This is a genomic window from Ardenticatenales bacterium, from assembly GCA_020634515.1.
GTDB lineage: Bacteria > Chloroflexota > Anaerolineae > Promineifilales > Promineifilaceae > JAGVTM01.
Window position 1 is genome coordinate 139,397 of record JACKBL010000003.1, and the last position, 13,096, is coordinate 152,492.

General features: G+C 59.2%; 14 protein-coding genes. 8 read left to right on the forward strand and 6 right to left on the reverse strand.

The window, feature by feature from the left end; translation table 11 throughout:
• Nucleotides 1-158: 158 nt before the first annotated feature.
• The gene (locus H6650_09515; GenBank protein ID MCB8952235.1) at nt 159-1,616 is read right to left on the reverse strand and encodes an arginine decarboxylase; all 1,458 of its coding nucleotides are present in this window, start codon (nt 1,614-1,616) and stop codon (nt 159-161) included.
• Between the two features lie 117 nt (nt 1,617-1,733).
• On the reverse strand, nt 1,734-3,062 hold the full coding sequence (locus H6650_09520; GenBank protein ID MCB8952236.1) for a restriction endonuclease: 1,329 nt from the start codon (nt 3,060-3,062) through the stop codon (nt 1,734-1,736).
• A 35-nt stretch (nt 3,063-3,097) separates the two neighbouring features.
• Between H6650_09520 and ansA the strand changes: the two genes are divergently transcribed.
• Together ansA and H6650_09530 are read left to right on the forward strand one after the other, a co-directional pair.
• Nucleotides 3,098-4,204 (forward strand): asparaginase, encoded by a 1,107-nt coding sequence (gene ansA, locus H6650_09525; protein MCB8952237.1) that lies wholly within the window; start codon nt 3,098-3,100, stop codon nt 4,202-4,204.
• A gap of 227 nt (nt 4,205-4,431) precedes the next feature.
• The gene (locus H6650_09530) at nt 4,432-4,650 is read left to right on the forward strand and encodes a hypothetical protein (GenBank protein ID MCB8952238.1); all 219 of its coding nucleotides are present in this window, start codon (nt 4,432-4,434) and stop codon (nt 4,648-4,650) included.
• Nucleotides 4,651-4,665: 15 nt separating this feature from the next.
• Here the strand turns inward: H6650_09530 and H6650_09535 are convergent, their stop codons facing one another.
• Together H6650_09535 and H6650_09540 are read right to left on the reverse strand one after the other, a co-directional pair.
• On the reverse strand, nt 4,666-5,889 hold the full coding sequence (locus H6650_09535; GenBank protein MCB8952239.1) for a metallophosphoesterase: 1,224 nt from the start codon (nt 5,887-5,889) through the stop codon (nt 4,666-4,668).
• Nucleotides 5,890-5,892: 3 nt separating this feature from the next.
• Entirely contained in the window at nt 5,893-6,336 is a 444-nt protein-coding gene (locus tag H6650_09540; GenBank protein ID MCB8952240.1) for a copper chaperone PCu(A)C, read from the reverse strand.
• A gap of 417 nt (nt 6,337-6,753) precedes the next feature.
• Here H6650_09540 and H6650_09545 point away from each other — a divergent pair, with 417 nt between their 5' ends.
• The 6 genes from H6650_09545 to H6650_09570 all read left to right on the forward strand — a co-directional run bounded on the left by H6650_09545 (nt 6,754) and on the right by H6650_09570 (nt 12,129).
• On the forward strand, nt 6,754-8,088 hold the full coding sequence (locus H6650_09545) for a choice-of-anchor B family protein (GenBank protein ID MCB8952241.1): 1,335 nt from the start codon (nt 6,754-6,756) through the stop codon (nt 8,086-8,088).
• Nucleotides 8,089-8,665: 577 nt separating this feature from the next.
• Nucleotides 8,666-10,066 (forward strand): cytochrome P450, encoded by a 1,401-nt coding sequence (locus H6650_09550; protein ID MCB8952242.1) that lies wholly within the window; start codon nt 8,666-8,668, stop codon nt 10,064-10,066.
• Nucleotides 10,067-10,175: 109 nt separating this feature from the next.
• Entirely contained in the window at nt 10,176-10,418 is a 243-nt protein-coding gene (locus H6650_09555; protein MCB8952243.1) for a hypothetical protein, read from the forward strand.
• Nucleotides 10,415-10,600, forward strand: coding sequence for a hypothetical protein (locus H6650_09560; GenBank protein MCB8952244.1), 186 nt, complete (start codon nt 10,415-10,417; stop codon nt 10,598-10,600). The genes H6650_09555 and H6650_09560 overlap by 4 nt, the downstream gene beginning before the upstream one ends.
• Complete coding sequence (locus tag H6650_09565) at nt 10,597-10,746, forward strand: hypothetical protein (GenBank protein ID MCB8952245.1); 150 nt, start codon at nt 10,597-10,599, stop codon at nt 10,744-10,746. The genes H6650_09560 and H6650_09565 overlap by 4 nt, the downstream gene beginning before the upstream one ends.
• Nucleotides 10,747-11,151: 405 nt before the next feature.
• Nucleotides 11,152-12,129: a D-cysteine desulfhydrase family protein gene (locus H6650_09570; protein ID MCB8952246.1), complete on the forward strand. Its 978-nt coding sequence runs from the start codon at nt 11,152-11,154 to the stop codon at nt 12,127-12,129.
• Between the two features lie 75 nt (nt 12,130-12,204).
• Here H6650_09570 and H6650_09575 read toward each other — a convergent pair whose 3' ends face one another.
• Both H6650_09575 and H6650_09580 read right to left on the reverse strand, forming a co-directional pair.
• The gene (locus tag H6650_09575; protein ID MCB8952247.1) at nt 12,205-12,750 is read right to left on the reverse strand and encodes a DUF3368 domain-containing protein; all 546 of its coding nucleotides are present in this window, start codon (nt 12,748-12,750) and stop codon (nt 12,205-12,207) included.
• Nucleotides 12,747-13,010 carry a UPF0175 family protein gene (locus H6650_09580; GenBank protein MCB8952248.1) on the reverse strand — a complete coding sequence of 88 codons (264 nt, stop codon included), beginning with the start codon at nt 13,008-13,010 and terminating at the stop codon, nt 12,747-12,749. The genes H6650_09575 and H6650_09580 overlap by 4 nt, the downstream gene beginning before the upstream one ends.
• Between the last annotated feature and the right edge of the window lie 86 nt (nt 13,011-13,096).

A 13,096-nucleotide genomic window follows, 5' to 3' on the forward strand; every position in this document is an offset into this window, starting at 1 on the left:
ACGCCCTATCCAGATACGTTTCACCGGGCAAACACCCGCCTTACGACGGGCGTCTTACTACAAATTACGTGGGAAATGGTGGGGCGTCGCAATCCGGGCCTGTCGTCTTTCCGACAATCGGCAGCCCCCTTCGCCTTCTGCTTTCCGCCACCCGCCTTCTACTTGATGAAGCCGAGGTTGCGCAGTACCTCATCAAAAGACTGGCCGCCGACCCGTTCAAAATGGTAGCGACCATTTTCGTCCTGGTCCACGATCAATTCATCTGATTCGGGCAAAACGCAATGTTTGCTGCCCCGCACCCCACCCAGCATCTCCTGATAAGCGCCAATGCCAAAGAACCCCAGGTAGAGGTCGTCCGTTTCCACGGGTAGGTAGAGGGGAGAGTGGCTGTGTTTGGGTGGATAGATATCGTCGCTATCACACGTGAGGCCACCAAGTTGCACCCGCTGGAACGGTTTGTCCAGATGGGTCAGGGGAAGAACAATGAAATGCTCTCCCAAGGCCCAACTGTCCGGAAACGAGGTCATAATGGAGCCGTCGATGATGTACCACGGATACGGGGAGTTGTTTTCTTTGACCGTGATCACCTTGAACAGGTGCGCGCCATGTTCAGTGGTGGTGTAACGGCCAAATTCGCCCATGATGTCGGGCACGGGCACGCCATACCGGTCGCAAATCTCCTGGGAGGTACGCAGGAGGCGGCGCACGAAGTCGAGATAGTCAAAATCAAAGTCCAGCGTCATCGGTGCCGGCATTCCCCCGCCAAAATTGAATATCGACAACGACGGATACCGCTGCCGCAGCCGCGCAAACATCTCTAGCGGCGGCGTCAACCGCCGGATGAACTCCTCCGGGTCCGTCAACTGGCTACCCACCATGCCATGATACAACCGCAGCGTCAGATTCGGCGCCGCCGTCACATAACTGGCCGCCCGCCACAGCATCTCATTATCCAGCCCAAAGCGAGAATCATACGCATCCATCTCCGCCGCGTCCGCATGTGGGCCATACGTCTTATGCCGCAGCCCGACCTGAAACCGCTGCTCCGACGATACCAGTGGCGGCAATTCGCCCAGGTCCTCAATGACCGGGATCAGCCGCTCATGCGCCCGGCGCAGGTTGAGTATGCTTTGCGCATAATCCGTACCCGCCGCCTTAAAGCCGTTACAGATAACGAAACGATCCGGTGTCAGCAGTCCGCGCTCAATCATGAGGAAGGCAATTGCCACATCCACCACGGACGACATCTCATGATTGGCCCCCGCGCCCAACGTGGTACGGATTACCTCCTCCGCCGCGTTCGCTTTGGAGGCATAGGCGTAATGAAACTGGCCGGCGTAGCCCAATTCGGCGCGCGCCTGCGCAAAAAACGCCTGCATTGCCGCAATGCGCTCCCGAATCTTGGGCAGGTAGACGATTTCCAACGGGCTGGGCAATGATTTCCCAATTCCCGGAAATGCCGGCCCCTCAACGGCGTTGCGATCTTTGAGGAAAAGCTGCGCCAGATTGACGCCGCCAAAATGGAGTTCCCCCTGTACCACGTGCAAGTAATCATTGAAGCGATGGCCGTCGGGAACGGGTGTTTCCCGCTCCCAGCCGATGATGGGATGCGTCATAGTAAGCCACTCGTCCTTGTCACGTGCGATGCCCTTGCCGTCGCACCTGTGAAAACAAACGACCGCCGGCGGCGCGGTACGCCTGTTCAGTTGCATTCATTATACCACTACCGGTCCTCAGACAAGCGCAAGCTGCGCCAGGAGCCACTCTCCTCCCGCTTCCAGATCGCCATCCAGGGCAAAGGGGAGCGCGCGCACCTGCACCTGACCAACCCGGATGTGAAAGGGGCGCGCCAGGGGAGCGGGGTAGATGAGGATGGCCTGCGCGCATTGTTTTGCTTGGGCGTAAGCGACAATCTGGGTCACGTCTTCCGCCGTCGGTTGCGCGGCCAGCTTGTATTTCGTGTCCAACACGGCCAGGGGCGACGCGCCAGCGGCATGATAGAGAGCCAGGTCAATCCGTAAACGAAGCGCACCGTCATCAAAGCTGACCTGCTCCTGCGCCTTCAGCGTGTAGGCGGCGGGCAGATGCGCCTGCAACCATTCGGCCACGAACAGCTCGTATAGGCGGGCCATGTCCACCAGGAAAGGCCACATCGGTTCCCCTCCACTCTGGTGGTCGGGTCCCGTGTGCGTGAGGAAAAAGCGGCAAATGGCGTGCAGCGGCGCGTAGTCCAAATTGAGGCGGTCATAAGGGCGGTCAAGGCATTCCCACGGCAACACCGGGCGCAAACGCACCAATCCATGCAGCGTCCAGAAGGCGCGCCGTAGCAGCAGGCGTGTGGAGTCGCTCAGCAGCGGGCTGTGCGCGACGAGCCACAAGGTCCAGGCCAGAATCTGGTTGTCCGTCGTGTCCGTCGTTTGCTCCTGGTAGCGGCAAGGCAGCGTGACCGCTGGCGGCTGCCGCAGTGCCGCCGCCAGGTTCAGCCGCCCGCGCAGGAACGGCAGCGAGGCTTCCCGCGACACATAATCGCGGCGCAATCCTTGCCGCGCCCGCAGCAGTACGCGCTCCGCCAGCAGCCGGGCCAACTGCTCATAAAATTCCGGCAGCGAGGCGCTGGTGGTCAATCCGTCCAACCAGCGCCAGCTTCGCAGCCTGTAGGCATACGTCATCATGCCGAACAGGTTTGCCAGGGGTGTTTTCGGTTGCAAGCGCAGATGGAAATCGGGATGCAGGGGAATGTGCCCGACCCACCCCAGTGAGGTGAGCCGCCACTGCCCACCCGTTTTCGGCGAGGGAAATTCCACGGAAATTTGCCGCCCGTACTGCTGCCACAAGCGGGTTCCCAACGCCTCCGGGAGTTGGTGGGCCGGCAGGAAGTGGGGGGTATATTCGGCAAGGGAAAGCGTTTGTCTGCTCTGGCTGCTCATGGTGGTGATGGAAAACGACGGGTTTTTGTTCAGGAGTGGGCTGTGCCTGTTATACTTGCCGGCATTCCGCAACTGCCGCGCCGACTGCCTGATTATACTCGTTCTGGTCGTGGGTGGGGTGGTTGATGCCGGCATTTCCCCTGCCCCACACGCAACAAGGACCAGCGCACATGTCCAGTAACAAAGCACGCATCTTCATCGCCTACACCGGCGGCACCGTCGGCATGAAAAAAACGGCCAACGGGTATCAACCTATCCCCGGTTACTTACAACACCTGATGGCGCACATACCCCAGTTTCAAGCCGAAGCCATCCCCCACTACGACATTTACCAGTTCCAACCGCTATTGGACAGCGCCAACATGACGCCCGCCAACTGGGGAGAAATCGCCCGCGTTATCTACGCCCACTACGAGCATTACGACGGTTTCCTCGTCCTGCACGGCACGGACACCATGTCCTTCACCGCCTCCGCCCTCTCTTTCATGCTAGAAAACCTGGGTAAGCCCGTCATCCTCACCGGCTCACAAATTCCCCTGGCGGAACCGCGCAGCGACGCCCTGGAAAATCTACTCTCCTCCCTCATGATCCTGGGAAAATATCACCGCCATCTGGCCGGGGTTTTTCTCTATTTCCACAACAACCTGTTCCGCGGCAACCGCACTGTAAAAGTAGACACCGACGCTTTTGCCGCCTTTGCCTCGCCCAACTTTCCCCCCGTGGGCCTGGCGGGCATCAACTTCGAGATCGATTGGGAGTTAGCCAACGCGCCGGGCACGATAGACGAGACCACCGATCCGCCGACCGTCGTACAGATTGGGGATGCGGTCGTGGCCGCGTTTCGCCTCTTTCCCGGACTGAAGGCGGAATATCTCAGCACGATTTTGGCCCCGCCGGTGCAAGGGGTCGTGCTGGAATGCTTCGGCGCGGGGAACGCACCCGCGCACAATCGCCCATTTATGCAGGCATTGGCGGCGGCAACAGAGCAGGGGGTGGTCATCGTGGACGTGGCGCAACCGCTGCGCGGTTCGGCGGACCTGCGGCTGTATGCCACGGGACGGGCGCTGCTGGATGTGGGGGTGGTCAGCGGCTACGATATGACGGCGGAAGCGGCGCTGACGAAGCTGTTTTATCTTTTTGCGAAAGGGTATACACCCACGCAGGTGCGGCGGCTGGTGCAGGAGAATTTGCGCGGCGAACTGACACCGCCGGCGGAAGTGCCGCCGGCAACCGATATGCTGCGACGGCGGCTGGTAAGTTATCGCCGCCGCCAGTAGCCACTGTCCGAGTGCTTGAACTCGCGCTCTGAAAGGAGTACGATTATGGGCAGATGAGGGCACAAGGGACCGTCTGCTCCAGGATGAAGCTCTGGCTGTCTAAAGGACGACGTTACCAGACAACCCGGTTTCCTCTCCCTGGGCGCCATTACGCGCAATGCCCGGAAACCGGTTTTTCCCGATGTTCTCCAGGATATGCCCGGATCGGGGCAAAGCGAGGCGATGATATGAAGCAGTCGTGGTTCAAAGCATGGGGGTGGGTTTACCGCCCGGTTTCCTGGCAAGGGTATGTGGCGGCGCTGGTGGCTCTGGCTTTCTGCGTCCAGGTCTTCGTGGCCGTGGATAGCCATTCGCACTCCGTCAGCGATACGCTGTATGGCGTTTTCCCGTTTGTGGTTTGCTGCTTTTTGCTGCTGAACTGGCTGGCGTCCAAGACGTGCGCATAGCGGCAGGGGAGGACGTCAGGCGGGGTGGAGTGTTATCAGGGTGATTTCGGGAGGGCAGAGGAAGCGCACACGGGGGGCGCTCAATCCTTCCAGGCCGATGCCGCGACTGACGTAGAGGTGGGTGCGCCCGGCCTGATAGTGCCCCATTTCGTATTGTTTGCCCAACTGCGAACTGGTGAGGAGCGCGCCGTAGAAGGGGAGGCGAATCTGGCCGCCGTGGGTGTGGCCGCAGAGGTAGAGGTCAATGTTGCCGGCATTTGCCTCCGGCATGAGTTCGGGTGAGTGATAAAGCAGAATGCGGGGAACGGCGGGGGGCAAGGCCGCGGTCAATTCCTGCAAAATGGCCGCGTCGTAGGGGAGATCGTGGCTGCAATCAATGCCCAGAAGCGCCAACTGCCGGCCGTCACCGAGGTCGAGGAGGCGGGCCTGGTGGCGCAGCAGGTGGATAGGGAGGTCGTGGAAAAATGCCGGCATTATCTCCCGCACATCCAACGGCGGACTCCCCAGCGTAGCAAAAACCCCCAACCGAGCGCGCAACTGGCGCAGCACCCGGCGCGACGCCGCCTGCGCCGCCGCGTCATGCACATACGACAGGTTGAGATAGTCCCCCGTGATCAGGATCAGGTCCGGGTTCGCCTGGCGCGCCAGCTCCAGGACGCGCTGCTCCCGCCGCGAGAATCGTTCCACGTGCAGGTCGCTGACGTGTAGAATGTGGAGGGGGGCGTGAATGCCGGCAACCGGCACATGCAACCGGGTCAGCGACAGGCGATGTGGTTCAATCCACGTCCCCCAAATGAGGAGCAGCGTCCCCGTTAACTGCACGGCGGCCAAAAGGAGCAAGGCCCCATTCGGCAGCCAGTGAGCCAGGAACGCCAGCGCCGCCGCCAGAAACAGGCGCGGCGTCGCCAGCACAAAGAGGTGGGAACGCCATTCGCCCCAGGAGATGCCCAGACGCGGCAGCGACGCCAACCACAGCGCGTCGGTCGCGGCAAAAAGGAGCATGAGGCCGCCGGCGCGCCAGGCAGCGTCCGGCGAGACAAAAAGCCGCCACCAGCCTGCCAGCAGGAACACCAGCAGCAGGCTGAGGGCGGCTACCCGCGGCCAGGTCCAGGCCGCGGGCCGGTAGAACCACAACATCCCTTTGTGCAGCCAGCTTTGTTCCAGCAGATCGAGCCGGGGCGCGGATGAAGGCCGCACCTGCCAAACCGTTTCCGGCGCGCTGCGCAAAGGGGGGATCATGGGTTAACGGATTTCGGCTTCGATGGGGAGCGTGCCGGCATTTTCAAACACCAGCGTCAGCGGAATCTTCTCACCCGTCGCAAACGCCTGCGGCATTTGCAAACACATCACGTGCAGCCCGCCCGCCTTCAGCGTCACCGTGCCACCCGCGGGAATCTCAATGCGTCCCCCCTCCACGGGGCGCATCTGCATCACACCCGCATCGTCCATCGACGATTCGTGCAGTTCCGTCACCCCGCAGGCGGCAGTCTCCACACGCAGCAGCGCGTCATCCTCCGCTCCCTTGTTTTCGATGGTCATATAAAACGCCCCCGATTGCGCCATCATCGGTGAAGGCCGTCCCCAAACGTCCGTCACCTGAACGCCTGACGCTTGCGCGCCACAGGCAACCAACAGCAACATCAAAGGCACGAACAAAGTGTGTGAAAAACGTAACAAAGTCTTCATGGCGTGCATTATAGCCAAAGCAGGGCGAAATTCAACCATCCGCCACGCCACCCAGCCTTTCTTATTTTCTCAGGTCTTGTGTCGGGCGGAACAGGCGGGGCAGCATCTGGATACCGACCGGCGCCTCGTCTCCCGCCTGTCTCGCCCCCCTGGGTCACACAAAGGTGAGACAGCGCGGAGAAGAGGTCGCCCGCCTGAACAAGAAAAGGCCACGCCGTTCCCCCTACGCCAGGTGTCCCCCAAATTGCCATTTGCTGCACGCCGCCGCCATTGGCATGCAAGGCAAGGAGGAGTAGAATCACGTCATCCTCATTTGCGACCCCGCTTTTTGCGACCCCGCTTTTTGCGGTCCCGCTCTTTGCGTCCCGGCTTCTTGCGGGCCTGATCTCTTGTGAAATAAATAAGGAGTTCCCTCTCATGCGTCATGTTCCCCGATTTGCCCTTATCATTGTGCTGGCCGGCATCATATTGCTGGTCGGCGGGCGCGCCCACGCCAACACCCAAAGCGTTGACTGCGTTGATGGCTACGCGGACATTTACCCCTGCGAAAACGTCAACTTGCTCGGTCAGGTCACGCTGGCGGACATGGGCGTCACCAATCCCGACCTCCATGGCAACGACCATTGGGGCTGGACGGACCCGGATACAGGCAAAGATTATGTCGTCTTTGGCATCTCGGACCGAACCACCTTCATCGATGTGTCCGACCCCACCGGCCCCGTTTTTCTGGGCACGCTCATGGGGGCGGACGGCGCTTCGCAGTGGCGCGACATCAAGGTTTACGAGAATTATGCCTTTATCACGGCGGATATTCCCACGTCAAGCGGCGTCCAGGTCTTTGACCTGACGAAACTGCGCGACGTGACCAACCCGCCGGAAACCTTCACCGCCGACGCCTTCTACGATGGCTTTGGCCCCGGCCACAACCTGTGGATTAACGAGGAAAGCGGTTATCTCTACGCTTTCCGCTCCAACACCTGCGATGCGGCCATCCACGTCGTCAACATCCAGGACCCGCTCAATCCCACCTTTGCCGGCTGCGTGGCCACGGACGACGCCCCGCTGTCCGACAGCGAATGCATCATGTATGACGGGCCGGACGCCGATTACACCGGGCGCGAAATCTGCTTCACCGGCAGCGACGATGACATGGGTATTGACGACGTAACGGACAAGGAAAACCCTGTCGTCATCGCCCGCTTTGGTTATCCCACGATCCAGCGCGCGCATCAAGGCTCCCTGACGGCAGATCGCAAGTATTGGCTTCTCAGCGACACGATGGATGAGCAAAATTTGGGCATCAACACGCGCACCTACGCTTTTGATGTCACCGACCTGGATAACCCGCACTATCTCGGCTACTACGAACACGACAACACCTCGCGCGACCACAACCTGTACATCGTCGGCCATCTGGCTTATGAAACCAACTGGACGGCGGGGCTGCACATTCTGGACATCAGCAACCTGCCGGGCACCGACTTCACGGAGGTGGGTTACTTCGACGTGATGCCGGAGACGAACAGTATCGCGCAGGAAGGGTCGTGGAGTAATTACCCGTGGTGGGATGACTTCGTCAGCGTCAGCACGACGGCGGGCGGTCTCTATTTGCTGCAATATGTGCCGGAAGCGCCGACGAGTGTGAGTTTGAGCGGTTTTGCCGGCATTCCCGCCACCCCCCTCTGGCTCCCCCTGCTCCTGCTCGGCAGCCTCTCCCTCGTCATCCTCGCCTGGCGCAAACAACGCGCCTGACCCCGACCCCGGACGACAAAAGCCGGTTCTCCAGGCACTCGCGGGGAGTGGAGGCTTTAGCCGGAATAGGTGCGCAAGAACGGGCTGAAGCCTCGACGCCAAGCCCATATGTGAGGCAGACCCCGCGAAATCCGAAAGAATCTTGATGTCAAAGGCGGTTTGAGACTTTTGTAGTCTGTTTTCAGGACCGACTACAAAAGTCTTGGCCGGCGGATCGATGTCAAAGCCGGTTTGAGGCTTTAGCCTTCCCTCCCCCTCTTCCCCTTTCCCTTTTCAAAACGCGAAGAGAATAGCGAGCAATGGTCTGGGAACAACTTGCGGAAGCGCGCTGTTCGTATGCCATTGGCTGTTGACCAAATGACCATTTGATGACTTGACAAGCGCGGGAGATTTTTGTATTCTTTTTTGTGAAATTGTTCACAAGCAATTTCCGCCGTCTGCATAACGCAGCCACGCAATCATCAACGAATACATGACGCGCTGAGGGACTGCTCCAGTCCAGAAAACGGCGCGCCTGCCGGGAGACGGTTTAGTCCACCACCCACGGACAACCGCCAACCTACCATCGAGGAATCTTATGTCTACGCTTACTTCCCCTTCCCCCACGCAGATTACCGCCAGCCCATATCCGCCTGGCCCCAAGGGGCACTTCGTCACGGGTACGGTGCGCGAGTTCCAGCAAGATTCGCTGGGAACGGTCATCCGTATGCACCGGCAGTATGGCGATGCGGTCCGGATGCGCTTCTTTCTGCACTACTATGGCTACCTGTTCTTCCACCCGGACCATTACAAGCACATTTTGCAGGACAACAACCGCAACTACACCAAGATGCCCAGCCCCACGTTTCAGGTGATGGAGCCATTGGTGGGCAATGGCCTGCTGACCAGCGATGGGGATTTCTGGCGGCGACAGCGGCGGCTGGCGCAGCCTGCCTTCCACCGCCGCCGTGTCGCCAGCTTTGGCGAGACGATGGTGCAGGCCACGGCGCGGATGCTGGACCGCTGGCATACGGCGGCGCGAGATGGGCAGCCGTTGGACGTGAGCGCGGAGATGACGCAGCTGACGCTGGAGATCGCCGGCCTGACGCTGTTCAGTATGGACCTGACGGGGCAGGCAAGCACGGTGGGGACGGCGTTCACGGATGTGAACCACATTATCACGCGCCTGACGATGCAGCCGTTTGCCCCGTTTACGGTGCGGATGCCTTTTGTGCCCACGACGCGGAGATTAAATGCCGGCATTCACACCCTCGACACCGTTGTCCACCAAATCATCAGCGACCGCCACGCCGACAACAAAGACCACGGCGACCTCCTCTCCATGCTCATGCTGGCCCGCGACGAAGAAACCGGCGCCGCCATGACCGACCGGCAACTACGCGACGAAGTGATGACGCTGCTGCTCGCCGGACACGAAACAACCGCCGTCGCCCTCAGTTGGGTACTCTACCTGCTCGCCCGGCATCCCGACGTCGCCCGCCGCCTGGAAGCAGAGATTGACGACGTGCTGGCCGGACGAACCGTGAGCATGGAAGACCTGCCACGGCTCACCTACACCAGCATGGTCATTGACGAGACGATGCGCCTCTATCCGCCCGCCTACGCCATCGCCCGCTGGGCGCAGGAGGCGGACGAAGTAGGCGGCTACCGCGTCGATGCCCAATCCGCCCTCACCCTCTTCCCCTACATCACCCACCGTCACCCCGAATTCTGGCCGCAACCGGAAACCTTCGATCCCGAACGCTTCACGCCCGCGCGGGTAGCCGAACGTCCCCGCTTTGCCTACGTACCATTTGGCGGCGGACCGCGCCAATGTATCGGCAACAGCTTCGCCCTCACCGAAGCGCAGTTGATTCTCGCCTCGCTGGTGCAGCGTTACCGCTGGCAGCCGGTCAGCGCCGCTCCCGTGGAAGTTGAACCGCTGATCACGCTGCGGCCCAAAGGGGGCCTGCCCATGCGCCTGCAGCCGCGCGCCTGACGCGCCCATGCCGGCAGAAGACCTTGACTTCTCGGCGGCCCATCGTATTAGGACAGATGGGTTCATTCTTGGAGAACGAACCCATCTTGGCACGAAGGAACATTGACCGATGGAAGCCTACAAGTTTCAAACAACCATACAAGAAGACGGCATCATCCAGATTCCGCGGATTGCCAAATGGGTCAATCAACAAGTTGAAGTCTTCATCGTCCTCGGTCCAGAAAACCCGCCGGAACCCAGTCCCACACCGGTCCCATCTATCATCACATTTCTGAAAAAGTGGCGCGGGTTCCTCAAGGAGTTTGATCCAGAACAACTGAAGGCCGAGTACTTGCAGGAAAAATATGGATGAAGATTCTGATTGATACAAACGTCATCCTGGACATTGCCCTGGAACGCCAACCATTTGTGGAACAGGCAATGAGTTTGTTCGAAGAGGCAGAACGAGCACATGTCGCTCTGTACGTCACGGCCACGAGATTACCGATTTGTATTACATTACTCGCAAAGCAAAAGGCCATGCGGCTGCCATGAATTTCATTTCAGGTTTGCTGGAGTATGTAGAAGTCGCTGGTGTGGAGAAGCAGGTCATCAGAGACGCGCTTCACTCAGACCTGGCTGATTTTGAAGATGCCATTCAAGAAAGCGCGGCAAAGCGGGAAAATATCCCGTCATCGTGACCCGCAATGAAAACGACTTTGTAAACTCCACCTTGGAGATTTTCAATCCGCAAACATTCCTGAAAAAGGAATGACGCACAAACCATCCCGCTTTTGCCAATCGGTCTGGTACTGAACGTCGCGCATCCTGAGAATGACGTATCGAGGTGCGCGTTTTTTTGCGTGCCGGCATTTCGCCCCATCTGACCGGACGCATTGAAATTTTCCCCGTTGCGCTCTAAAATCAACGCCATGAGGTATGTCCGCCTCATTTCGTAAACATCGGCGTCGCTTGCGGTCAAAAGCAAGTCAAGGAGTAACTGCTGAGCCAGATTGGACCCATTTTCTCTGGCGAAAAGAGTCACTGAGCGCGTGAAATTGGTCCAATCTCCAGAGAGCGTTAGCAGTTACGTCAAGGAAAGGTTGATGAACCCCAGGTATCCAGATCGCGTCCGCATTGCCCACCTGCCCACACCCGTGGAACCACTGGAACGATTAACACGGCATCTGGGAGGACCCCAGTTGTTCATCAAGCGGGACGACCAGACCGGGCTGGCGGGTGGCGGTAACAAAACGCGCAAGCTGGAGTTCCTGGTGGCGGATGCGCTGGCGCAGGGGTGCGATCATTTGATTACGACGGGCGCGCCGCAAAGCAACCATTGCCGGCAAACCGCCGCCGCCGCCGCGCATTTTGGTCTGGGGTGCAGCCTGGTGCTGCGCGGGACGGAGCCGCCCACCAGCACCGGCAATATCCTCCTGGACCGACTCCTGGGCGCGCACCTCTACTGGTGCGATGACCGCCCCGGCGCGGAAGTGATGGCCGCCGTGGCCGCGGAAGTGAAGGCCATGGGGCGCAAACCCTACGTCATCCCCCTGGGTGGCTCCAACGTCTTCGGGGCGGCCAGCTACGTGCTGGCCATGGAGGAGCTGATGGCGCAGTTGGCGGCGATGCCGCTCAACGTGGACTTCATTGTGTTTGCCAGCAGCAGCGGCGGCACGCAGGCGGGCATCGTGCTGGGGGCGCGAGTTTTTGGCTTCCGTGGCAAAATTCTGGGAATCAGCGTGGACCACGAGGCGCAGGCGCTGCAAACGCAGGTGGCGGCGCTGGCCACGGCGACGGCCACGCACCTGGACCTGGGGACGGTGTCGGTCGCGGACCAGGTGGAAGTGAATGATGATTATCTGGGGGGCGGTTACGCGGTGATGGGGGAGACGGAACTGGAAGCGATGCGCTTGCTGGGGCAGTTTGAGGGGATTTTGCTGGACCCGGTGTACACGGGGCGGGCGATGGGCGGGTTGGTTGACCTGATTCGCTGGGGGGCCTTCCGGCGCGGGCACAAGGTTTTATTCTGGCACACGGGAGGAATGCCGGCACTCTTCGCCTATGCGGACAAACTCATCTGAAAGCGCGCAAAAATCATTCGTCACATTTCATCACGGCAAGAAGGAGCGCTCAATGCTGCCCCTCAGCCGTTCAGTTTACCATTCTCCACTACCCTTAAGCACCTGTTCATATAGATTGTCAGCTATCCGAAAATCATGGTTGCGTAGGAGGTCCAGCAAAGGGCGTAAAACTGAAATCACTCCACGCCTCTTCGCCAACATCAGAATTCCCAACGTGCCTAGCACAAAAAGCCCCAAACCTTCCGCAAGGCGTCTGGCAGGTAAGTCGTCCAAAATGACGACCATATCTCTTTTCGTTAGCGTCAATTCTATGGCAAGACCAATAACCTGACTTTCTCCAGCCCCCAACGAAGCGCGCAACACATCAGCACTGAGCGGCTGTTGCAATGGTTGCACGATGACCCAATCTGGTCGCGGGCGAACCGTGCGGATTTCTTGCATAACTGCGGGCGGGACATAGATTGACTGAAAGGTCAAAAACCGGGTTTTTACACATGAACCACTCTGGTAATTTTTGCCGGACAATCGAAAAACCCGGTTTTTCAGTGAACTCATGTCTAATGCTGTTATTTGGTGCAACGCAATCAGACAACTGGCATCCGCAATGGCAACGGAAGTCATTGAATCATTTCCAATCGTTGCCTCTCTGCCGCCCATTCATCCATCGTCATATCAAAAAAGGGGATTCCTAGTCGAGAAGTATACGCAATAAAGGCATCTCTTGACATATCCAACAGCTCCGCTGCTTTCCCGCTGCTAATACGTCGCTGTCGATACAGTTCAATCACTATCAACTCTTGGGCGGTTTCGTGTACTGGCCGGTTTAGGGCCTGCAACAAAGCAACCAACTGTTCGTTCAACTCAACCTGAACCGCTTGCATAACGACCTCCAGATTATCATCACGTCTACTCCCCCATTATACTGCACAAGAAGCCCCGCGGAAATTGCCAAAAACCTGTTGGAACC